The 20,688-nt window shown below is 61.4% G+C and carries 18 protein-coding genes and 1 pseudogene; 18 read left to right on the plus strand and 1 reads right to left on the minus strand.

Features of this window, described 5'->3' with window-relative positions; genetic code table 11:
• The first annotated feature begins 34 nt into the window (after positions 1-34).
• The 12 genes and pseudogenes from FE851_RS17110 to FE851_RS17165 all read left to right on the plus strand — a co-directional run bounded on the left by FE851_RS17110 (position 35) and on the right by FE851_RS17165 (position 14,552).
• Positions 35-808 (plus strand): substrate-binding domain-containing protein, encoded by a 774-nt coding sequence (locus tag FE851_RS17110; protein ID WP_145205655.1) that lies wholly within the window; start codon positions 35-37, stop codon positions 806-808.
• Entirely contained in the window at positions 805-1,692 is an 888-nt protein-coding gene (locus tag FE851_RS17115; protein WP_107124563.1) for an alpha/beta fold hydrolase, read from the plus strand. Before FE851_RS17110 ends, FE851_RS17115 begins: the two co-directional genes overlap by 4 nt.
• On the plus strand, positions 1,689-2,402 hold the full coding sequence (locus tag FE851_RS17120) for a CoA transferase subunit A (RefSeq protein WP_145205048.1): 714 nt from the start codon (positions 1,689-1,691) through the stop codon (positions 2,400-2,402). The genes FE851_RS17115 and FE851_RS17120 overlap by 4 nt, the downstream gene beginning before the upstream one ends.
• Positions 2,399-2,947: a CoA-transferase gene (locus FE851_RS17125; protein ID WP_261371034.1), complete on the plus strand. Its 549-nt coding sequence runs from the start codon at positions 2,399-2,401 to the stop codon at positions 2,945-2,947. Before FE851_RS17120 ends, FE851_RS17125 begins: the two co-directional genes overlap by 4 nt.
• Positions 2,884-3,162, plus strand: a pseudogene (locus FE851_RS17130) (CoA-transferase); the annotation flags it as partial. The gene FE851_RS17125 and the pseudogene FE851_RS17130, both read left to right, overlap by 64 nt.
• Entirely contained in the window at positions 3,162-4,364 is a 1,203-nt protein-coding gene (pcaF, locus tag FE851_RS17135; protein WP_145205054.1) for a 3-oxoadipyl-CoA thiolase, read from the plus strand. The pseudogene FE851_RS17130 and the gene pcaF, both read left to right, overlap by 1 nt.
• A 1-nt stretch (position 4,365) precedes the next feature.
• Positions 4,366-4,812 (plus strand): cupin domain-containing protein, encoded by a 447-nt coding sequence (locus FE851_RS17140; protein WP_145205057.1) that lies wholly within the window; start codon positions 4,366-4,368, stop codon positions 4,810-4,812.
• Positions 4,813-4,878: 66 nt separating this feature from the next.
• The gene (locus FE851_RS17145; RefSeq protein ID WP_261371035.1) at positions 4,879-7,314 is read left to right on the plus strand and encodes a TonB-dependent receptor; all 2,436 of its coding nucleotides are present in this window, start codon (positions 4,879-4,881) and stop codon (positions 7,312-7,314) included.
• 29 nt (positions 7,315-7,343) lie between these two features.
• Positions 7,344-9,317 (plus strand): glycoside hydrolase family 3 protein, encoded by a 1,974-nt coding sequence (locus tag FE851_RS17150; RefSeq protein WP_261371036.1) that lies wholly within the window; start codon positions 7,344-7,346, stop codon positions 9,315-9,317.
• A 224-nt stretch (positions 9,318-9,541) separates the two neighbouring features.
• Positions 9,542-12,451 carry a Tn3 family transposase gene (locus FE851_RS17155; protein WP_048938210.1) on the plus strand — a complete coding sequence of 970 codons (2,910 nt, stop codon included), beginning with the start codon at positions 9,542-9,544 and terminating at the stop codon, positions 12,449-12,451.
• A gap of 142 nt (positions 12,452-12,593) precedes the next feature.
• On the plus strand, positions 12,594-13,460 hold the full coding sequence (locus FE851_RS17160) for a recombinase family protein (RefSeq protein ID WP_006953933.1): 867 nt from the start codon (positions 12,594-12,596) through the stop codon (positions 13,458-13,460).
• Between the two features lie 120 nt (positions 13,461-13,580).
• The gene (locus FE851_RS17165; RefSeq protein ID WP_145205063.1) at positions 13,581-14,552 is read left to right on the plus strand and encodes an alpha/beta hydrolase; all 972 of its coding nucleotides are present in this window, start codon (positions 13,581-13,583) and stop codon (positions 14,550-14,552) included.
• A 15-nt stretch (positions 14,553-14,567) separates the two neighbouring features.
• Here FE851_RS17165 and FE851_RS17170 read toward each other — a convergent pair whose 3' ends face one another.
• Complete coding sequence (locus FE851_RS17170) at positions 14,568-15,947, minus strand: PLP-dependent aminotransferase family protein (RefSeq protein WP_145205066.1); 1,380 nt, start codon at positions 15,945-15,947, stop codon at positions 14,568-14,570.
• 340 nt (positions 15,948-16,287) lie between these two features.
• Between FE851_RS17170 and FE851_RS17175 the strand changes: the two genes are divergently transcribed.
• From FE851_RS17175 to FE851_RS17200, 6 genes are read left to right on the plus strand one after another with little or no spacing between them, the layout of a single operon-like run.
• On the plus strand, positions 16,288-16,770 hold the full coding sequence (locus FE851_RS17175; protein ID WP_107124556.1) for an MSMEG_0572/Sll0783 family nitrogen starvation response protein: 483 nt from the start codon (positions 16,288-16,290) through the stop codon (positions 16,768-16,770).
• 13 nt (positions 16,771-16,783) lie between these two features.
• Positions 16,784-17,818 carry a Nit6803 family nitrilase gene (locus FE851_RS17180; RefSeq protein ID WP_145205068.1) on the plus strand — a complete coding sequence of 345 codons (1,035 nt, stop codon included), beginning with the start codon at positions 16,784-16,786 and terminating at the stop codon, positions 17,816-17,818.
• On the plus strand, positions 17,754-18,878 hold the full coding sequence (locus FE851_RS17185; protein WP_261371037.1) for an MSMEG_0568 family radical SAM protein: 1,125 nt from the start codon (positions 17,754-17,756) through the stop codon (positions 18,876-18,878). The genes FE851_RS17180 and FE851_RS17185 overlap by 65 nt, the downstream gene beginning before the upstream one ends.
• The gene (locus tag FE851_RS17190) at positions 18,878-19,420 is read left to right on the plus strand and encodes an MSMEG_0567/Sll0786 family nitrogen starvation N-acetyltransferase (protein WP_145205664.1); all 543 of its coding nucleotides are present in this window, start codon (positions 18,878-18,880) and stop codon (positions 19,418-19,420) included. The genes FE851_RS17185 and FE851_RS17190 overlap by 1 nt, the downstream gene beginning before the upstream one ends.
• A complete protein-coding gene (locus FE851_RS17195) occupies positions 19,417-20,391 on the plus strand; it encodes a sll0787 family AIR synthase-like protein (protein WP_145205071.1) in 975 nt (324 codons plus the stop codon). The genes FE851_RS17190 and FE851_RS17195 overlap by 4 nt, the downstream gene beginning before the upstream one ends.
• Positions 20,384-20,671, plus strand: coding sequence for an MSMEG_0570 family nitrogen starvation response protein (locus FE851_RS17200; RefSeq protein WP_145205074.1), 288 nt, complete (start codon positions 20,384-20,386; stop codon positions 20,669-20,671). The genes FE851_RS17195 and FE851_RS17200 overlap by 8 nt, the downstream gene beginning before the upstream one ends.
• The last annotated feature ends 17 nt before the right edge of the window (positions 20,672-20,688 follow it).

The raw sequence follows: 20,688 nt of genomic DNA on the forward strand, positions 1-20,688 counted from the left end.
GCGCAAGAGCGGTACGGTGCGAAAGGCGCTGGCGATGTGCCTGGTCGCCGGGGTTTCCCTCTTCAACGTGACAGTCGCGGGTGCCGAAGACATCCATGTCATCGCGACAGGCGCGCTTCAGGGCGCCATGAAGGCGATCAAGCCTGCCTATGAGAGAAAGACCGGCAACAGGCTCTTGATCGTTTATGGGCCTTCGTTCGGCGCATCGCCAGAATCCATCCCGGAACGCTTGAAGGCGGGCGAACCGATGGACGTGACGGTGGTGTCCGAAGACGCGCTGAAATCGTTGATGACGGATGGCCGTTTCGATCCAGCATCAAAGCGCGTTGTGGCCATTTCACGCATTGGCGTAGCTGTCCCCGCAGGAAAGGCTCGGCCGGATATTTCAACCGTGGATGCCTTTCGGGCGGCACTGTTGGCCGCACCGCGTGTCGCATATTCGCAGGGCGCAAGCGGCGTCTACATCAGCGGCACTCTTCTGGATCGGCTGGGCATTGCCGCGCAAGTCAAGCCGAAGGCTGTGGTCGCGGCGGGCAAGGAACTGGTCGGTGACCTGCTGGCCCGTGGCGAGGCCGACATCGGCATGCAGCAGGTCAGCGAACTCAAGGTTACCCCTGGCATCGAATTTCTCGGCCCTCTGCCAGAAGAAATCCAGAAATTGACATCCTTCGCCGGGGCGGTTGCCAACCGGTCGCGCCATCGCGCCAAAGCCCGCGCCTTCCTGACCTTCCTCGCCAGCCCCGAGGCGCGGCCGCTGCTTGAGGCGAGCGGCCTAGAGAATGCCAAGCCTTCAGGAGAAAGACGATGACCACTCTGCTGCGCCAGCTTTGCGCGCCGATCGCAGTCGTATCGACATTGGCCGCACCGGCGGCGGTCGCTGCCCCTAGCGTACGAACGGATATCGTCCGCTACGACAATGTCCAGATCGAGGTTCGAAGCCAGGGACGGGGTCCGATTATCGTCATGCTGCCGTCGCTGGGACGGTCGGGACGCGACTATGACAACGTTGCCGCGCGCCTGCAGAAACTGGGCTTCCGGGTGGTCAGGCCCGAACCGCGCGGCATCGGCCAGAGCAAGGGGCCGATGGAAAAGCTCTCGATCCATGATTTCGCGCGGGATGTGGCTGCCGTCGTGGAGCATGAAAAGGCCGGTCCCGTCGTCGTGGTCGGTCATGCCTGGGGGAATTTCCCGGCGCGACAGCTTGCGGCCGATCGGCCCGATCTGGTGCGCGGCGTAGTGCTGGCCGCTGCATCCGCAGGGAAGGTGCCTGCCGGTTCCACCGAAAAGCCGATCAATGCCGAGATGCGCGAGGCGATCGATGGTCCCAGCCACACCGAACTGCCAGAGGAACAGCGGCTTGCATATTTGCGCAAGGCGTTTTTCGCGCCCGGCAACGATCCGCGCGTGTGGTTGGGCGGCTGGCACAAGGAGACGCACGACGCCCAAGGCTATGCGCGCAACAATACGCCGGTTGACGATTATTTCGCCGCTGGCACCGCTCCCATTCTCGACCTGCAAGCAGAAAAGGACACGGTTGCGCCGCGCCGCTTCTCCGGGGTTTTGAAAAGCATGCTGGGCGACCGGGTGACGGTCGTCGTCATCAAGAATGCCGGTCACGCAATGGCGCCCGAACAGCCCAAAGCGATGGCGGATGCGATCGCGGCCTTTGCCAAAAGGGTCTACAGCAAATGAGCGGCAAACTCTTTCCAACCCCGGCAGCGGCACTCGATGGCCTTCTGTTCGACGGGATGACCGTCATGTCGGGCGGCTTTGGCCTGTCTGGCAATCCGGAAAGCCTGATCCCGGAAATTCGCGCAAGCGGCGTGACCGGACTGACTGTCATTTCCAACAATGCCGGGGCAGACGGCTTCGGCCTCTGGATGCTGCTGGAGAGCCGCCAGGTCGGCAAGATGATCTCCAGCTATGTCGGCGAGAACAGGTTGTTCGAGCAACTCTATCTCTCCGGCGAGTTGGAACTGGAACTCAACCCGCAAGGAACGCTGGCCGAACGCATCCGCGCAGGTGGTGCAGGCATCCCGGCTTTCTACACCCGGACTGGGGTGGGCACGATCGTGGCCGAAGGCAAGCCGGTCGAGACATTTGAAGGCCAGGATTATGTTCGGGAGACATGGCTGCGCGCGGACCTTGCGATCATCAAGGCTTGGCGAGCAGATCCTGAGGGCAACCTCATGTTCCGCAAGACGGCACGCAACTTCAACCCGAACATGGCGACCGCAGCCCGGACAACCGTGGTCGAAGTCGAGGAATTCGTGCCCGCCGGCACTTTCGATCCCGACGCGATCCACACGCCCGGAATCTATGTCGATCGCATTGTCCTTAGCACTATCAACGAGAAGCGTATCGAGAAGCTGACCACACGCTCAAGGGACATCGCAGCATGAGCTGGTCCAGAGAGCAGATGGCGGCCCGCGCGGCTCAGGAGTTGCGCGACGGATATTATGTCAACCTGGGCATCGGGATACCGACGCTCGTCGCCAACCACATCCCCTACGGCATGGCCGTCACACTCCAGTCTGAAAACGGAATGCTGGGCATGGGCCCCTTCCCTTACGAAGGCGAGGCAGACCCAGACCTTATCAACGCAGGCAAACAGACTATCACGGCTCTGCCCACGTCCAGCTTCTTCTCCTCTGCGGACAGTTTCGCGATGATCCGCGGCGGGCATATCGACATGGCCGTGCTGGGCGCCATGGAAGTAAGCGCAGCCGGCGACATCGCGAACTGGACCATCCCCGGCAAGATGGTCAAGGGCATCGGCGGCGCGATGGACCCTGTCTCTTATACACATCTCCAGTTCGATCAGCCGCAGGCCGGGCTTGTCGCTGTCTCTTATACACATCTAGATGTGTATAAGAGACAGAGATGGTCAAGGGCATGGGCGGCGCGATGGACCTTGTGGCCGGGGTGCGCCGGGTCGTCGTCGTGATGGACCATGTCAACAAGGCTGGCGACCCGAAAATTCTGCCGGATTGCACATTGCCGCTGACGGGCAAGGGGTGCGTCGACCTTGTGGTTACCGACCTTGCCGTGATCGCCTGCGACAAGCCCGGCCTGCGGCTGATCGAACTGGCTCCGGGTATTGGGGTGGACGAGGTGCGCGCCAAGACTGCCGCGCCCCTCGAAGTCGGAGCGCTGCTCTGATGGCGCATGCCTTCATCTGTGACGCCGTGCGCACGCCCATCGGACGTCTGAACGGCGGACTTTCTTCCGTCCGCGCAGACGATCTGGCGGCAATCCCGATCCGGGCCCTCGCTGAACGCAACCCCGGTGTCGATTTTTCCGCATTGGACGACGCGGTTTTCGGCTGCGCCAATCAGGCGGGCGAGGACAATCGCAACGTGGCGCGCATGGCCGTCCTGCTGGCGGGATTACCGGTCGAAGTGCCTGGTTCAACGGTCAACCGGCTATGCGGGTCGGGTCTGGATGCTGTCGGGTCCGCCGCGCGCGCGATCCGGAGCGGCGATGCCGATTTGATGCTGGCGGGCGGCGTCGAAAGCATGACGCGCGCGCCGTTCGTCGTCGGGAAGGCGGGTGCTGCGTTCGATCGGACCCAGTCCATCGAGGATACCACGCTGGGCTGGCGCTTCATAAACCCGATCATGCGTGCAACCCATGGCGTCGACACGATGCCGCAGACGGCAGAGAATGTCGCCGCCCAATGGGGCATCGGCCGGGAAGAACAGGACATTTTTGCCCTCGCCAGCCAGGAAAAGGCCGCAGTTGCTCAGGCCAATGGGCGACTGGCGGCTGAGATTGTTCCCGTAACCATTCCTCAGCGCAAGGGCGAAGCGCTTGTCGTTACTGTGGACGAGCATCCGCGCGCGACAAATATGGAAGCGCTGGCGCGGCTCAAGCCCGTGGTCCGAGAGGACGGGACGGTCACCGCAGGCAATGCCTCTGGCCTGAACGATGGCGCAGCGGCGATGCTGATAGCCTCTGAATCCGCCGCAGCCCGGCATGGGCTTATCCCGCGCGCTCGTATCGTGGCCATGGCCTCGGCGGGCGTGGCGCCCCGGATCATGGGTGTGGGCCCGGTCGCAGCCGCGCAGCGGCTTTTCGACCGGACGGGCCTCACCATGGGCGACATGGACATCATCGAACTCAACGAGGCGTTCGCCAGCCAGGCCATCGCCACGCTCCGCGAACTGGGAGTCGATCCGGTCGATCCGCGCGTCAATCCGAACGGTGGTGCGATCGCGCTCGGACATCCGTTGGGCATGTCCGGCGCGCGCCTTGCGCTGACCGCAACACAGCAACTGAGCATCACCGATGGCCGCCGTGCGCTGATCTTCATGTGCATCGGCGTCGGCCAGGGCATCGCCGCAATTCTGGAGCGAGTGTGATATGATTTTTACCCACTTCATCCTGCGGGCGGCACTGGTCACAACAGTGGCTCTTGCACCGCATGCACTGCTAGCGAGCGCTTCCGGCACCGGCCCGAAGCAGATCAGGTCGCTTGCCGACCTTCCGACCGAGCGTTCGGGGATCTCCAACATCGAAACCGGTCGCGTCGATCTTCCCGAAGACTTCGGGGGCGGCGGTCGCCGAACGTTGCGGATGCGAAAGGTGACGATTGCACCTGGCGGTGTGCTGCCCATGCATAGCCATCAGGATCGTCCGTCGGTTTCCTACGTCCTGAGCGGCACGTTGACCGAGTTCCTGGCTGGCGACGACCTGCCGCACAGCTTCACGGCCGGGCAATCCAACAGCAGTTTTCGGCGTGATCACGCCTTGGTCAACAACGACGCCGAGCCAGTGGTGTTCCTGGAAGTCGATATCCCAACTAATTGATAAATAACAATAACATATTCGATAATGAACGAGAAAGGGAGTTTTTGCATGAGATATCAAGTGTCAATGACAGCGCTGGTCCTGTCACTAGCCGTCGCCATGTCGGCCAATGCCGCGACCGCGGCAGAATCCGGTGCCGCAGGAGCAGGCGACCAGGAGGTCGCCGCCACCGCGTCCGCAGGACAGGGGGCTACAGCGTTGGACTCGGCCGATGCGGGCGGTGAAATCGTCGTGACGGCGCAAAAGCGCACTGAACGACTGCAGGATGTTCCGCTGGCCGTTACCGCGATCGGCGGTCAGGCTTTGTCGGACCGACAGATCAATGACACCCAGAGCCTCGTCGCGGCGGTCCCGTCGCTGACTTTCCAGCAGGGTACCAATCCGTCAAACACCACGTTCCGCGTGCGCGGCATCGGTACGCAACTGTTCAGCCAGGGCGTCGAAGCGGCGGTGGCAGTCGTTGTCGACGGCGTGGTCGCTGCGCGCCAGGCCCAAGGCTTTGCCGACTTTGCCGACCTTGAGCGGGTTGAAGTTCTGCGTGGTCCGCAAGGCACGCTTTTTGGCCGCAACGCGACAGCGGGCGTGCTCAACATCACGACGGCGCGCCCAGCTCGCGACTTTGAAATGCGCGGCGATGTCACGATCGCCGAGCATGCCGAATATCGCGCCCGCGGCACCGTGTCTGGTCCTATCTCCGACATGTTGCGCGCTCGCCTGACGGGGTACTACAATGATGTCGGCGGCATCACCCATAATTTCGCGACCGGCAAGAAGGTCAATGGCAGCAAGAGCTGGGGTGTTCGCGGCAAGCTGGAATGGGAAGCGTCTTCCAACCTGAACTTCCTGCTGTCGGCAGACCATCGCGACACAAAGGCTGATTGCTGTGCGCAAGTGCTGATCAGTGCCGTCAACCCCGTCGTGGCGCAGCTTACCGCTCCCGTAGTCGCCTCACGAAAGAACCGGGCCATCAATGACGAGCAGCTGACCTTCGGCGATTCACGGCAAACAACGGTATCGCTACAGGGCGATTGGGACATTGGGCCGGCCACCATTACCTCGATCACGGCCTATCAGGACTATTATCTCAACGCCAACCAGTCGGTGGACCGTATCCCCTCGCTCCCCGTCAAGTTCATCAGCCCAACATTTGCCTATGCGCATTGGGCGACCGGCGGTGGCGAGGTTGCCCTCAACAACCTGACGCAGGAACTGCGTATCGCATCCAATGGCGGTGGCGATCTCAACTATGTCGCGGGCATTTTTTATTCCGACCTGAACGTCGACCGGAACTTCACCCGCCGCCGGGCCACTTGCACCGCCGGGGTCATTGGTCAGCCCTGCGCCGTTACACCCGTCTATCAATCCTCGCGCAGCGACGCTCATCTGGATGGCGAGAGCATCGCCGCTTTCGGTCAGGCGGACTATCGCGTGGTCGGCGGGCTGAAGCTGCTTGGCGGCATTCGCGTGCAGCGTGAGAAAGTCTCCAATCGTGGTACGCGGATCTCACCCATCCAGCCGGGCGATGTCGCCTTCCCCGGCAATGGCCCGACGACTGGAAGCGCCAGCATTACCGACACCGCCGTCACCGGCAAGGCCGGGTTGCAGTATGAATTCAGCCGCCTGGCCCAATTCTATGGCTCCTATACGCGCGGTTACAAGGGGCCTGGATTTGACACGGAAGTCACGGCCAACTTCGCCAACCAGACGGCTGTCCAGCCAGAGCATGTCAATGCCTATGAAATCGGCTTCAAGGGCCAGACAAGCGATCGTTCGCTGAGTGTCAACATTGCCCTGTTCCTGTCGGACTACACCAACCTTCAGGTGCAGGCGAACCGTTCCGACCCGGCCACCGGCGTGACGCAGTTCGTTACGGCGAATGCCGGATCGTCGCGGACAAAGGGTGTCGAGGTCGAGGCCACCTTGCGTCCAAGCGAAGCCTTCACCGTCAACGCTTCGGTGACATATGCAAAGGCGACGGCCAATATCAGCGGTCTGAACTGCCCTCTGCAATTCCAGGCGGCCGCGCAACCTTTCACGAACAATTTCCCGGTCAACACCTGCTATCGTCGTCAGACGGTCGTGAACGGAACGACGATTACGTCCGGACCGCTTCAGGACGTGCGCAACGGTGATCTGCCGGCGTCGCCACGCTGGCGCATCAGTGTCACGCCGCGCTACGAAGATAGCATCCCCGGCACATCCATGGTTGGTTTCGTTCAGGCAGCCGTGAACTTCCAGAGCGCGCAGAACTTCTCGATCGAGCAGGATCCGCTGCTCACCCAGCCTTCCTATACCCTTGTCGACCTGAGCGTCGGCCTGCGGACGGAAGACAATCGCTTCTCGATCACCGGGTTCGTCAAGAACCTGTTCGACACCAACTATCTGACTTCGATCAACCACAATTCCTTGCTTGCTACGACCGCATCGCCCTTTGATCTGATCGCAAATTACAACAAGGATGCGGACCGCTATATGGGCGTCACTTTCGGGGCGCGGTTTTGAGCGTTAAACGCTCACTAATGACCTGCGGTGTGGCGACCCTGCTTGGCTGGGTCGCCACCCAATCCTTGCTCGCGCAGACGAAAATGTCTGCGCAGCAACCCGCTCTTGCTGACCGGGACGTGCCTGTTCTGGTTCGCGGGGCGCTGCGCTTTCGTGATCTCAACCGTGATGGCCGCCTGTCCCCATTCGAGGACTGGCGGCTTTCGCCGGCCAGACGCGCCGCAGACCTGACCCGTCGCCTGACGCTGCCGGAAAAGGCCGGTACGATGGTGCATGACGCTGCACCGCTTCAGGCGGGCGGGAAAGGCTACGACCTTGCCGCCGCCACGTCATTGATCGCGCACCAGCACGTCACCAGTGTGATTACCCGCCTGGCCATACCCGGGCGCGCTTTGGCGGAACAGAATAACGCGCTTCAGGCCATTGCCGCGCAGGCGCGGATTGCCATCCCGCTTACCATCAGCACCGACCCCCGCCATCATTTTCAGGCGCTGGACGGTGCAAGCGTTGCTGCCGTCGGATTTTCCAAGTGGCCCGAGACAACCGGTTTTGCGGCGATCGGAGACACGGCGCTGGTCGAACGATTTGCTGACATAGCGAGGCAGGAGTATCGCGCCGCAGGCATTCAGCAGACACTATCACCCATGGCGGATCTGGCGACCGAACCCCGCTGGTCTCGCATCAACGGGACGTTCGGCGAAGACCCGGCGCTGGTTTCCCGACTGGTTGGCGCCTATGTGCGTGGTTTCCAGCATGGTCGATCGGGATTGGCGCGCGACGGCGTTTCGGCCGTGGTCAAGCACTGGGTCGGCTATGGCGCATCCGACAAGGGCTATGACGGCCATAATTGGTATGGCCGCCATGCGTCATTGAACGAACATACGCTCCGGCTGCATGCCGACGCTTTTCGCGGGGCTTTCGCCGCTGGCGTGACGGGTGTGATGCCAACCTATGCGATCCTTAAGATCAGCGGACAGAGCGGCCAACGATTCCCTGCTGTCGGCACGGCGTTCAGCCGCCATGTCCTGACCGACCTGCTGCGCAAACGCTACGGCTTTACCGGCATCATCCTGTCCGACTGGGGTGTGACAAAAGACTGCGGCGCGATCTGCCGTGATGGGTTTCCGCAGGGCGTCGTTCCATCGCGCGATGGATATTCGACCGCCTGGGGTATGGAAGATGCTTCGCCACTGGATCGGTTTGTCGCCGGTATCCAGGCGGGCGTTAACCAGTTCGGTGGCGTATCCGATTCCAGCCCGATCGTCGAAGCGGTGCGGCAAGGGCGATTGCCAGAGGCGCGGATCGATGCATCGGTAAAGCGCATTCTCGAACTGAAATTCCGGCTCGGGCTGTTCGAAAACCCCTATGTCGACCCTGCGGCCGCCCAAACCATCGTTGGCGCTCCAGCGTTTCAGGCGGAAGGCCTGAAGGCCCAATCACGCGCCCTGACCGTGCTCAAGGCAGGCAAGTTGCTGCCAGTAGTACCGGGTACGAAGGTCTATCTTTCCGGCATCAGTGCAGCCGTCGCGCAAGCGTACAAACTCGTGCCCGTTGCCCGGCCCGAGGATGCAGACATCGCCCTTGTGCGGATGGTGGCTCCATGGCGGAGCGAACATCCGCAATATTTCTACGGCGCGAAGCAGCATGAAGGCAGTCTTGCATGGGCTGATGACGATCCGGCCCTGGTCTCGCTCTCCGCCATAGCTGCAAAGGTGCCGACCATCGCCGTCGTTTATCTCGACCGGCCTGCCATTCTTACCCCCGTTGCGGCGATTTCGCGCGGGTTGATCGCGAATTTTGGAGCAAGTGATCAAGCCCTTCTTGCGACATTGACCGGCAAGGTTCCGCCGGAAGGTCGTCTGCCGTTCGAAATCCCGTCCTCGGAAGCCGCCGTCTCCAAACAGGCCAGCGATGTGCCGAGCGACAGTGAAAGGCCGCTTTATCCTATCGGTTATGGCCTGACCTTGAGCGGCATGCCCCTTCCTGCTCGTAAAGGAAATTGATGATGCGCCCCAGTTTGATGCTTCTTCCGCTGCTTCTTGGTGCCGCGACCGCCGTGGCCGCCGCTCCTCCGGGCTTGTCCGCGAAGGGAAGTTTCTATGTAGGCCCAGTCGGCCCCAAGCTGCGATTTTGGCCAAGTCGGAGAACGTTTTGGGAACGTGGCATTCGGTATTGACGATGGAAATCATAGAAGAGGACAGTTCGCTCCATCATAGGGAGTGGGTTGATGGATCGGAGTATTCCGGGCGGGGATTTGATCGGACGATGGAGCCTGAGCTTTGCCGATATTGATTTTGTAAATTCGAAGCCGGCCCTGACGCGCCTTGGCCTCGCCGCGCAGCTGAAATTCTTCGCTTCCCTGGGGTTTTTCGCGATCGATCCCGGCTCAATCCCTACCGATGGCCTCTCGTATCTGGCCGAGCAACTCGGTGTCGAGGCTGGCGAGATAGCCGGTTATGACTTTTCCAGTCGGACAGCACGACGGCATTGTGCGGAGATCCTGATCCATCTTGGATATCACCGCATGAAGCGGGTGGATCGCGCGCAATTGACGGAATGGATTGCTGGCGAGCTGTGCCCGGGCGGCCAGTCGATCAATGCCATGCTTGAGCATGTTTTCCTGTGGTGCCGGGACCGGCGTATTTATGGGCCGTCGCGCAAGGAGCTTGAACGTGTCGTTCGCTCACAACGGCAAGATTATCTGGACACCTGGCTGATCGGAACCAGTGATCGGCTTTCGTCAGATGCGGTGGCGTTATTGGAAGCCTCGCTTGCCGATCCGGACAGCTCGACCGGATTCAACAGGATGAAGGGTGACGCCGGACAGGCAACGCTCGACAACATTCTCGACGTGACCGAGAAACTCGCCTTTATCCAGAGACTTGATCTTCCCCATGATCTCCTGACGGCTACGGGCAAGCCATGGGTCGATCAGATTGTTCGCCGCGTTGCCGGTGAAAAGGCCTCGGAGATGCGCCGGCATGCGCCGGCGCGACAGCTCGGCCTTTATGCGATTTATCTAATGTCGCGGGAGGCGCAACTCACTGACGCGATGATCGACCTGCTGATCGAAACCGTTCACAAGATCGGAACGCGCTCGAAACGCAAGGTGGTGGGCGATATCGCGAAAGACATCGAGCGGGTCTATGGAAAGGAGCGCCTGCTGGTCGAGATCGCCAGCGCCTCGATCAATGAACCATCGGGGCGCATCTGCGATGTCATTTTCCCGATCGCCGGTAAGGCCAAGCTGGCGGCGATCGTCAAGGAGAGCCATGCGAAGGGCGCTCTGGACCGGCGCATCTACAAGGTGATGCGTGGTTCCTGGGCCAATCATTACCGGCGCATGCTGCCAAGCCTGCTTTCCGTACTTGAGTTCCGGTCGAACAACGCGGTGTGGCGGCCGGTCCTGGCGGCCCTCGACTGGATCAGGAGCAAGGTGGATGGCGGATGCCGCTTCGTGCCATTGCAGGATGTTCCGATCGATGAGGTGATTCCAGCGCGATGGCGCAGTTCCGTCATTGATGACGATGGGCGGGTAAACCGGATCAGCTATGAGCTTTGCGTCCTGACGCAACTGCGCGACCGCATCCGCTCCAAAGAAATCTGGGTGGTCGGGGCGGATCGCTATCGCAATCCCGATGACGATCTTCCCAAGGACTTCGAGATCAGGCGAGATGCGTACTATTCCGGCCTCAGCCTGACGCCAGATGCGCAGGCGTTTTGCGCCTCGATCCGGGAGGAGCTTGAACGGGAACTGTTGCTCCTCAATGCCAATATTCCACAAAACGACAAGGTCCGGCTCCTGTGGCGCGGCGACAACCGGATATCGATTACACCGTTCAAGCCCTTGCCCGAACCGAAGGGTCTCGCTTCGATCAAAAGCGAGATCGGTCAGCGCTGGCCGATGACCGGACTGCTGGACGTGTTGAAAGAGGCTGCTCTGGACACGGGATTGATGGATGCTTTCGAAACGTCGGCCTCGCGGGTTACCCTGTCGAAAGCAGCCTTGGCTCAGCGTCTTTTGCTGTGTCTCTATGGCTTGGGCACGAACGCCGGGCTCAAGCGGGTCGCTGGCGCAACACCCGATGTCAGTTACGAGGAATTGCTGCATGTCCATCGCCGTTTCATCCACGCGCCAGCGCTGAGGGAGGCGTGCGCGCGGGTAGCAAACGCGACACTGGCAATCCGCAATGCCGCAGTATGGGGAGATGCGGGCACGGCATGCGCGTCCGATTCAACGAAGTTCGGCGCGTGGGACCGCAACCTGATGACGGAATGGCACGCCCGCTATGGCGGCCGTGGCGTCATGATCTACTGGCATGTGGAGAAGCGCGCGACCTGCGTTTATTCCCAGCTCAAGCGGTGCTCTTCCTCGGAGGTCGCCTCCATGATCGAAGGCGTGCTACGCCATTGCACCGACATGGAAATCCAGCGCCAGTACGTCGATAGCCACGGCCAGAGCGCAGTCGGCTTTGCGTTCTGCCGACTCCTTGGATTTGAGCTTGCCCCGCGGCTGAAAGCAGTGGCACGCCAGAAACTGGCCCTTCCCCAAGCCGGCATGCGCACGCGGCTTTCCAATTTACTGCCGATCCTCTCCAGCCCGATCGACTGGGACGAGATCGAGCAACAATATGACGAAATGGTCAAATATGCCGCTGCCATGCAATCGCGCACCGCCGATCCGGAAGCGATCCTGCTCCGGTTTGCCAGAGCCGAAGTGATGCACCCGACCTACAAGGCGCTGAGTGAACTCGGCCGCGCGGTCAAAACAATCTTCCTATGCCGGTATTTGCGTCAGGAGGCATTCCGCCGCGAGATCCACGAAGGGCTGAATGTGGTTGAGAACTGGAACGGCGCTAATGGTTTCGTGTTCTTCGGCAAGGGCGGCGAGATCGCCACCAACCGCATCCATGAGCAGGAAATCTCCGTTCTGGCGCTACACCTCCTGCAAGCGTCGCTGGTGTATGTGAACACCCGCATGCTTCAGACCGTACTGGTTGAGCCGAAGTGGGCGGGGCGGATGACGCCGGAAGATTATCGTGGTCTCACGCCGTTGATCTACAGTCATGTGAACCCTTATGGCCGCTTCGACCTCGACCTGAACGACCGGATTGATTTTGGACGGCTTGCAGCGTGAGGCGGCTGATCGGCCTATAACATTTGGGTACACCCCAGAGTGATAGGGCCGAGTGACACCATTCGTCTGTCACAAAAGGGTGGGTTTGCGCTCAATGTGACGATACACTGCAAGAGCCACCCTAATGTGACGGATTTTGCACTTGGCTCGTATCGGATATGCCCGCGTCAGCACCACGGACCAGGATCTGGATATCCAGATTGGCCGCCTCAAGAATGCAGGTTGCGAAATTATCCGTTCCGAGACCGGATCGGGGGCCTCGCGGAGCGGGCGCACGGAACTGGAAACGATCATGCAGTTTATGCACACCGGCGACGAGCTGGTCGTGCTGCGGCTCGACCGGCTCGGCCGCTCCACGCGCGATGTCCTGAACCTGGTGCATGAGCTTGATGAAAAGGGAGCTTCGCTGCGCATCCTTGAGCCAGAGGTGACGACGGCGGGCGACATGGGGCGAATGGTCATCACCATACTCGGCATGGTCGCCGATATGGAGCTGAAGTTCATCAAGGATCGTCAGCGCGCCGGGATCGAAGCGGCGCGCGCCGAAGGCGTTTACAAAGGCCGGAAGAAGAACGTCGATGACGATGAAATCCGCCGTCGCCTTGCCGCCGGCGCCAGCAAGGCCCGCGTTGCCCGCGACCTGAAGGTCTCACGAATGACCGTCTATCGGGCGCTCGACATTATTCCGTCACAGACCAAACTGCCGGAAAAGCCGCCCACTGCCAGCATCGCCCTGCATCTGATTATCGAGAACTTCAACAAGCGTGGAAGAGGTAGAAAACCCGCTCGGGAGCGGATTGAGGCGATGCTGGAACGCGACTACGCCATGGTAAAAAACGGCAATTGTGATTACAAACTGACCGTCGCCTATGACCCCGATCCGGATGGCATTTCCCTTGATGAGGAAATCCAAAGCCTCCTCTCCGAGATGTTCAACATCGCAGAGAGCTACAATTGCTCCATGGAAGCCGATATCTACGAGGTCGGTGGTCAGCAACGGTCCTGGTAGAATCAATCAAGCGTTCAGTGTTCGTTCTTCAACCTGGCCAAAATCGCAGCTTCGGGCCGACTGGGCCATGTAGGGGGACGCGACATAGAGAAGGATGGCGGCAGCGTTCGCGTCGGCAGCATGTATGTCGAATATAGCGTGCCCGCCAAGCGCCGCAGAGCAACCCCGATCGTGCTGGTCCATGGGAATTATCAGAATGGCACCGCCTTCACCGGCACGCCCGACGGGCGCGAAGGCTGGGCGGACATCTTTCTGCGTCGTGGTTACACCGTCTATGTCGTGGATCAGCCGGCGCGAGGCCGCTCCCCCTACACACCATCGGTCGATGGGCCAGCCAACAGGATTGGCACGGCCCAGATCGAACGCCTGTTCACAGCGCCCAAGTCGACTTCATCCGTCCCCCAGGCACAGAAGCATACGCAATGGCCAGGTTCGGGCAAGCCGGGAGACCCGACATTCGAGCAATTCTACAGTTCCCTGCAACCGACGGTGACTGCCCCCGGCGACCAGATCGATGCAACGGCGCGGGCCGCGCTGGACGCTCTGCTCGCCGAGATCGGACCAGCCGTGTTGCTCACGCACTCACGGTCGGGCACCTTCGGCTGGGAAGTCGCCGACGACCTTCCCGATCTCGTCAAGGCTGTGGTGGCAATCGAACCCAATGGCCCCCCATTTTACGATCCTGCACCCGCGGACGGGAAGACACCGGAGAAGATGGCGCGGCCTTGGGGTCCGACCTACGGGCCGCTGACCTATGATCCGCCCGTCTCCGATCCGGCGGACCTGGCGATCGCACGGGAATCGGTGGCCGAGGGCGCCGATCTGACCCGTTGCTGGCTTCAAACCGGCAAACCCCGCACATTGCCGCACCTGTCGCGCATTCCCGTCATGATCGTGGTCGGCGAAGCCTCCTATCATGCCCCTTATGATCATTGCACCGCCCGCTATCTCTCACAGGCCGGCGTGCCCGTGACGTTCACCCGGCTGGAAGATCGGGGCATTCACGGCAACGGCCATCTCATGATGCTGGAGAAAAACAACGCGCCGATCGCCAATCTCATTGCCGACTGGCTCGACAAGAGGGTTCGCTGATTGCGCTTGCGCGGCTCAGGCGAAGTCGACGCCTCCGATTGCCTCTTCGTCAAGGACGTGGCGGACGAATTCCAGTTCGGCACGTAGCTCTGCCCTGCTCAAGACGCCGCCCAGTGAAATGCGAACCGCTTCGACCGGAGGCTGACCGACGGCGAAGGCGTCGCTCACCACGACGCTGAGATCCGATGCGCGCATCCGTGCGGCAAAGGCCGAGCGCTGCCATGGCTTGGGCAGAGCCATCCAGACGTGGAAACCTTCCGCATCAGCGAAATAGGCACCCGCCGGTAGAGTATCCGCGACGAGCTTCTGCCGGGCGGAACATTCGCGTCGAAGCGCCTGAATGATCTGGCGCGCCGTTCCATCCTCGATCCATTGGGTTGCCAACGCCGTTGTCAGCGGCGACGCCATAACCGAAGCGGTGCGCAAAATGGCGCTGACTGGCCAGAGCCTGCGCTGGTCCGGCGCGACGACATAGGCGATGCGCAAGCCCGCGCCCAAAGTCTTGGAGAGACTCGCCACGTACCAGGTGATGTCAGGCGCCAAAGTGGCAAGCGCCGGCGGCGGATTTAGCGGCAGCAGCCCATAGGCATCATCCTCGATAATCGTCACGTCATGGCGTCGCGCGATTTCGGTCAACGCCTCGCGACGCGCCAGAGAACTGGTCGATGTCGTCGGGTTGAGCAGGGTCGGGTTGACGTAAAGCACGCGAGCCCCATGTTCGCGGCAGGCTTGCGCGAAGCCCTCCGGCTCAATCCCGTCATTATCGATCGGGAGCCCGATCAACCGGAGGCCCAGTCGCCCCGCAACGGCCTTGATGCCAGGATAGGTCAGCGCTTCGCAGAGAAGGATGTCGCCGGGTTGCAGAAGAACCTGGAGGATCGCCTGAAATGCTAGGTGGGTGCCGGGACATATCGCCAATTGTTCGGGCGTTGCCTTGACGCCACGCATGGCGAGCAGGTTTGCGGCCACCTCGCGCTGGACATATGTGCCGCCGAAGGCCTGATATCGCAGCAGGGTCGGCAGATCTCGCGCGATCCTCTGCATACCCACCTGCATCTTGTCGACAAGGGCCCGGTCTTCAGGTTCGGGCGCTAGATTCATGGTCAGGTCGACGACCGATGGTCTTTGCGCGGGGCGCAACCGCCGTGGCTGCCCCGCAACGAACGTCCCTTGTCCGGTTCGGGATTCGATCAGGCCACGCTTTTGCGCCTCGACATAGCCGCGCGCTACGGTGGTGAAATTGATTCCGAGCCGCTGTGCAAGGTCGCGCTGAGGCGGCAGGCGGTCTGAAACCCTCAATCGCCCTTCCTTGACATCATCTGCAATGGCGTCAGCGATCGCCCTGTAATAAGGCTTGCCATAGCGAGCGAGCTCGGGCTTCCAGTCTTCCGTCATATCATCTCCAGACCGCTGCACTATCATGCAGTCAATATGCGGTCAATTTTTGATTCGGACTTTTGCGCCTTGCTGAGATGCAGTGTCGCATTTTTAGGCAGCCACCCAAAAGAAATGCCCAATATTTCGGCATTTTCGGGAAGCACTGCATCTTTCAGGAATATGTCGACCAAAGCGCCATCACGGTTCGTCTCCGAAAAAGGGCGGCTTAACGCGCAGCATCACTATAATTGAATGCATTCAAATATCATATCAATATGCCAATATTGACTGCATAATGACTGTTCACCAGTCTGGATGCGTCCCCATTGGGGCCAGCAACAGGATCTGGAGAAAGCCGATGCCCACCGTAACCGTTCCCGCCAACCAGAAGGGTGATTTCCTCGTCGATTTCGAGGAGAAGGTCTTTGAAGACGTGAAGGCCGAGCCTGGTGAGAAGGCTCTGGTGACCTTTCATACCGTTGCCTTCGAAGGCTCGATCGGCCTTGTGAATTTGCTTCAGGCCACCCGCCTTCAGCGCAAGGGGTTCGAGACGACCGTGCTCCTGTATGGGCCGGGCGTTACCCTCGGGCTGCAGCGCGGCTTTCCCAAGCTTGGCGACGAAGCCTTCCCAGGCCATCTGGCCATGAATAACCAGATCGAAAAGTTCATGAAGGAGGGAGGCAAGGTCTATGCCTGCCGTTTCGGCCTTCAGGCGCTCTATGGCCACGGCGAAGGCGCGCTGATCCCCGGCATTCGTCCCATCGCGCCGCAGGATGTCCTTGATCTGATCCTGCTGCACCGCCGCGATAACGCCTTCATCCTCGACACCTGGACCCTCTGAGGAGGCCGGGTCGATGGAGCATGATGGCTTTGACAGGCGGATCATCCGCGCCGCAGGGGTACAGATCGCTCCGGTGCTGGACCGTCCGGGCGGAACGCTTGAGCGGGTTGTGAACGCCATTGCCGAAGGCGCAGGCAAGGGTGTGCAGTTCATGGTCTTTCCCGAAACCTTCCTGCCCTATTATCCCTATTTCTCCTTCATCGACCCGCCCTACCGGATGGGCGCCAAGCATCTTGAACTTTATGATCAGGCCGTAGTCGTTCCGGGACCGGTCACTCAAGCGCTCTCTGCCGCCGCCCGTCGTCATGCCATGGTGCTGGTGGTCGGCGTCAACGAGAGGGATGGCGGATCGCTCTACAACAGCCAGCTCGTTTTCGATGCCGATGGCACCCTTGCGCTGAAACGGCGCAAGATCACGCCAACTTACCATGAGCGCATGGTCTGGGGGCAAGGCGACGGTTCCGGCCTACGTGCGGTTGACACGGCCGTAGGTCGGGTCGGCGCGCTGGCATGTTGGGAGCATTATAACCCGCTCGCTCGCTATGCGCTGATGGCAGATGGCGAGCAGATTCATGCAAGCCAGTTTCCCGGTTCTCTGGTTGGCCCGATCTTCCATGACCAGATAGAGGCGGCGATCCGTCATCATGCGGCCGAAAGCGCCTGTTTCGTGGTCAATGCCACGGGCTGGCTCACCGACGAGCAACGCGCCGCGATCGACCCGACCGGCACGCATCACAAGGTGCTGGCTGGCGGCTGCAACACCGCAATTGTCTCGCCGGAAGGCCAGCATGTGGTGCCACCCATGACCGATGGCGAAGGCCTGCTCATCGCCGACTGCGACCTGTCGCTGGTCATGAAGCGCAAGCGAATGATGGATTCGGTCGGGCACTATGCCCGCCCCGAATTACTGCGCCTCCACCTCGACAATCGCCCTGCCCCCGCGCTGCACCGCGCGTCCTCCCACCCGATCACGGAGAATTATGATGGCCAAGCCGACGACCGCCGCGATGATTGCGCAGTTGCAGTCCTCAGGCATCCGGCTGGTTGATCCGCGGGCCGGCGCAGCCAGCCGCCGGGGCGGAGCAGGCCCTTCAGACCACAAGGCCATCACCATTGACGGCGTGACGGTCATGGTGCCCGTCCATACTGCCGATGCATTCGACAGCCCGTTCCAGGCGAGCCGTCCGGATGCGCAGGGCAACGCCATGCTGAGTCGCGACGGCAGCGCCATCGGCGCCATCGCCTTTCCGCCCCAGCCACACTTCTATTCGCTCAAGACCGGCGATGGCGTGCCTTATTCGCAGATTGCCACATTGCATGGGCGCGACGTGCTGGCCACGACTGTGCTTCAAACCTGCATCCGCTATCAGAGCCGAACCAAGACCTGTCAGTTCTGCGCAATCGGTCAGTCTCTCGCGGCGGGCCGGACGATCGCGCACAAAACTCCCGCGCAGCTTGCCGAAGTGGCGAAGGCTGCGGTCGACCTCGACGGCGTACGGCACATGGTGATGACGACCGGCACGCCGGCCACGCCGGACCGGGGCGCCGGGGTGCTGGTCGAAAGCGCACGCGCCATCCGCGCTGCTGTCGATCTTCCGATTCAGGGTCAATGCGAACCGCCGGATCATGATGGCTGGTTCGCAACGATGCGCGAATCCGGGATCGACACGCTCGGCATGCATCTGGAAGTGGTCACGCCCGCGCTGCGAGCCAGGATCATGCCCGGCAAGGCGAGCGTGTCCGTCGATCGTTATATGGAGGCTTTCCGAGCCGCTGTGCCGGTGTTCGGACGGGGACAGGTGTCCACCTACATCCTCGCCGGTCTCGGCGACACGCGCGAAGCCTTACTGTCCATGGCGCAGGACCTGGTTGCGATCGGGGTCTACCCGTTCATCGTGCCATTCGTGCCGATCTCCGGAACGCCGCTGGAAAGCCATCCATCGCCGTCCCCGGAATTCATGTCCTCTGTGCTGCGGCCCCTTGCGCAAATGCTCGCCGACGCCGGCATGACGGCCGAGAAGGTCAAGGCGGGCTGTGCCCGCTGCGGTGCATGCTCGGCGCTGTCGACATTCGAAAAGTTCCACCAGCCGGACGTTCAGGTGGCGTGATGGACCTGGCACCACCCCCGCCCTACCGCTCCGCCGACTACATCGTGCGCTTTGCCACGCAGGACTGGGAACTGGCCGGGGCAGCTACGCTGCGCCACGCTGTGTTCTGCGTCGAGCAGGGACTGTTCGCGCATCATGACCGTGACGAGATTGATGCTACTGCTATCCCCATCGTTGCGCTCTCGATGATCGGCGGCCAGCCGGACGAAGTCATCGGCACTGTCCGCATCCATTCAAGCGAAGCAGGCGTTTGGCGCGGTTCGCGTCTGGCGGTAGCCGCATCGCACAGGACGATAGGGACCATCGGACCAGCCTTGATCCGTCTTGCAGTGTGTACGGCGCATGCGCGCGGATGTCACCGTTTCCTAGCGCATGTGCAGGCGCGCAACGAACTGCTGTTCCGTCGCATGAAGTGGCGGGGCATCGACTCACTGGATCTGCATGGCAGCCCCCATGTCCTGATGCAGGCGGACCTGGCTCACTATCCTCCGCTTGCCGATGGGGTTGCGGGTCTGCGTGCCGAAGTGCGTCGCGCGGCATGACAGATGTGGCAGCCATAGCTGCGCTGGTCCGCGCCAGCAGAGGCCTTGCTCACAAGGGTGACATTGCGCCGGTCGTGGATTTGCTCGGCCTCAGCAGTGCCGATGCCGTGCCGGTTGGCGACGATGCCGCGGCCATAGCCGATGGCGACGGGCACCTGCTGCTTGCGATCGAAGGCTTCGTCGAAGACTTCATCGCCGCCGATCCGTGGTTTGCAGGCTATTGTGGCGTGATGGTGAATGTCAGCGACATTCTCGCCATGGGTGGCCGTCCGATTGCTGTCGTCAATGCCTTCTGGGCGGATGGCATGGCCGGCGCAGCACCGATGCTGAACGGCATGCGCGAAGCGGCGCGACGCTATGGGGTACCAATCGTCGGCGGCCATTCCAATCTCAGATCGTCCGGAGGGCAACTCGCCGTCGCCATTCTAGGCAGGGCCGGCTGCGTCGTTACCAGCTTCGATGCGCGCCCAGGCGATACGCTGCTGATGGCCATCGATCTGGATGGCAAGTTCCGCGATCCATTCCCCTGGTGGGACGCAAGCACCGATGCGACGGACGCACATCTGCGCAGCTTGTTGACGATCATGCCCGAACTGGCCGAGCAGGGCCGCATTTCTGCGGCCAAGGACATCAGCATGGCGGGGCCGATCGGCACTGCGATCATGCTTGCCGAAAGTTCGCGTGTGGGTCTGGATATCGCTCTCGATGCTGTCCCCCGCCCGGCCGGTATCAACTGGGAACGCTGGCTGAGCGCCTTTCCCAGTTTCGGCTTCGTCCTCACCGCCCCGCCACGTCATGCCAAAGCCGTGATCGCCCGGTTTGCCCAAGCCAATATCGCCTGTGAGGCCGTCGGAACAGTGACCGCCCAGACCGATGTCACCATCAGGCTGGGAGGAAACAGCGCCAGGGTTTGGTCAGCCGCAGAGCGGCTGATTGGCTGTCACCCGATTCTGGAGAAACGACATGCCTGAAATGCTGTTCCGGGTTCGCTGGCCCGATGGAGAAGTCGAAAATTGCTTTTCCCCGTCCACCATCGTCCGCGAGCATTTGAGTGTGGACGAAGCCTATCCGGTTGCCGTCTTTGCCGAGTTGTCCCAGGCCGCGCTGGAGGCCGCCAATGACCGGGTGAGGGCCCGGTTCGGGATGGGCTGTGCCCAGGCGCAGGTCCAGTTGGCTGCAATCAAGGCAAAGGCTGTCCGCTTTGCCGACTGGCCCGATCCGCACGTCCACGTCCTCGCCTTCATCCCGTGATCCGTTCCTGAACCGAC

It is taken from the genome of Sphingobium sp. B2 (assembly GCF_007693735.1).
GTDB lineage: Bacteria > Pseudomonadota > Alphaproteobacteria > Sphingomonadales > Sphingomonadaceae > Sphingobium > Sphingobium xenophagum.

What these genes read in the sequence shown, in the direction of transcription:
- FE851_RS17110 (WP_145205655.1), top strand. Translation starts at nt 35, where the DNA reads ATGTGCCTGGTCGCCGGGGTTTCCCTCTTCAACGTGACAGTCGCGGGT.
- FE851_RS17115 (WP_107124563.1), top strand. Translation starts at nt 805, where the DNA reads ATGACCACTCTGCTGCGCCAGCTTTGCGCGCCGATCGCAGTCGTATCG.
- FE851_RS17120 (WP_145205048.1), top strand. Translation starts at nt 1,689, where the DNA reads ATGAGCGGCAAACTCTTTCCAACCCCGGCAGCGGCACTCGATGGCCTT.
- FE851_RS17125 (WP_261371034.1), top strand. Translation starts at nt 2,399, where the DNA reads ATGAGCTGGTCCAGAGAGCAGATGGCGGCCCGCGCGGCTCAGGAGTTG.
- pcaF (WP_145205054.1), top strand. Translation starts at nt 3,162, where the DNA reads ATGGCGCATGCCTTCATCTGTGACGCCGTGCGCACGCCCATCGGACGT.
- FE851_RS17140 (WP_145205057.1), top strand. Translation starts at nt 4,366, where the DNA reads ATGATTTTTACCCACTTCATCCTGCGGGCGGCACTGGTCACAACAGTG.
- FE851_RS17145 (WP_261371035.1), top strand. Translation starts at nt 4,879, where the DNA reads ATGACAGCGCTGGTCCTGTCACTAGCCGTCGCCATGTCGGCCAATGCC.
- FE851_RS17155 (WP_048938210.1), top strand. Translation starts at nt 9,542, where the DNA reads ATGGATCGGAGTATTCCGGGCGGGGATTTGATCGGACGATGGAGCCTG.
- FE851_RS17165 (WP_145205063.1), top strand. Translation starts at nt 13,581, where the DNA reads ATGTATGTCGAATATAGCGTGCCCGCCAAGCGCCGCAGAGCAACCCCG.
- FE851_RS17170 (WP_145205066.1), bottom strand. Translation starts at nt 15,947, where the DNA reads ATGACGGAAGACTGGAAGCCCGAGCTCGCTCGCTATGGCAAGCCTTAT.
- FE851_RS17175 (WP_107124556.1), top strand. Translation starts at nt 16,288, where the DNA reads ATGCCCACCGTAACCGTTCCCGCCAACCAGAAGGGTGATTTCCTCGTC.
- FE851_RS17180 (WP_145205068.1), top strand. Translation starts at nt 16,784, where the DNA reads ATGGAGCATGATGGCTTTGACAGGCGGATCATCCGCGCCGCAGGGGTA.
- FE851_RS17185 (WP_261371037.1), top strand. Translation starts at nt 17,754, where the DNA reads ATGGCCAAGCCGACGACCGCCGCGATGATTGCGCAGTTGCAGTCCTCA.
- FE851_RS17190 (WP_145205664.1), top strand. Translation starts at nt 18,878, where the DNA reads ATGGACCTGGCACCACCCCCGCCCTACCGCTCCGCCGACTACATCGTG.
- FE851_RS17195 (WP_145205071.1), top strand. Translation starts at nt 19,417, where the DNA reads ATGACAGATGTGGCAGCCATAGCTGCGCTGGTCCGCGCCAGCAGAGGC.
- FE851_RS17200 (WP_145205074.1), top strand. Translation starts at nt 20,384, where the DNA reads ATGCCTGAAATGCTGTTCCGGGTTCGCTGGCCCGATGGAGAAGTCGAA.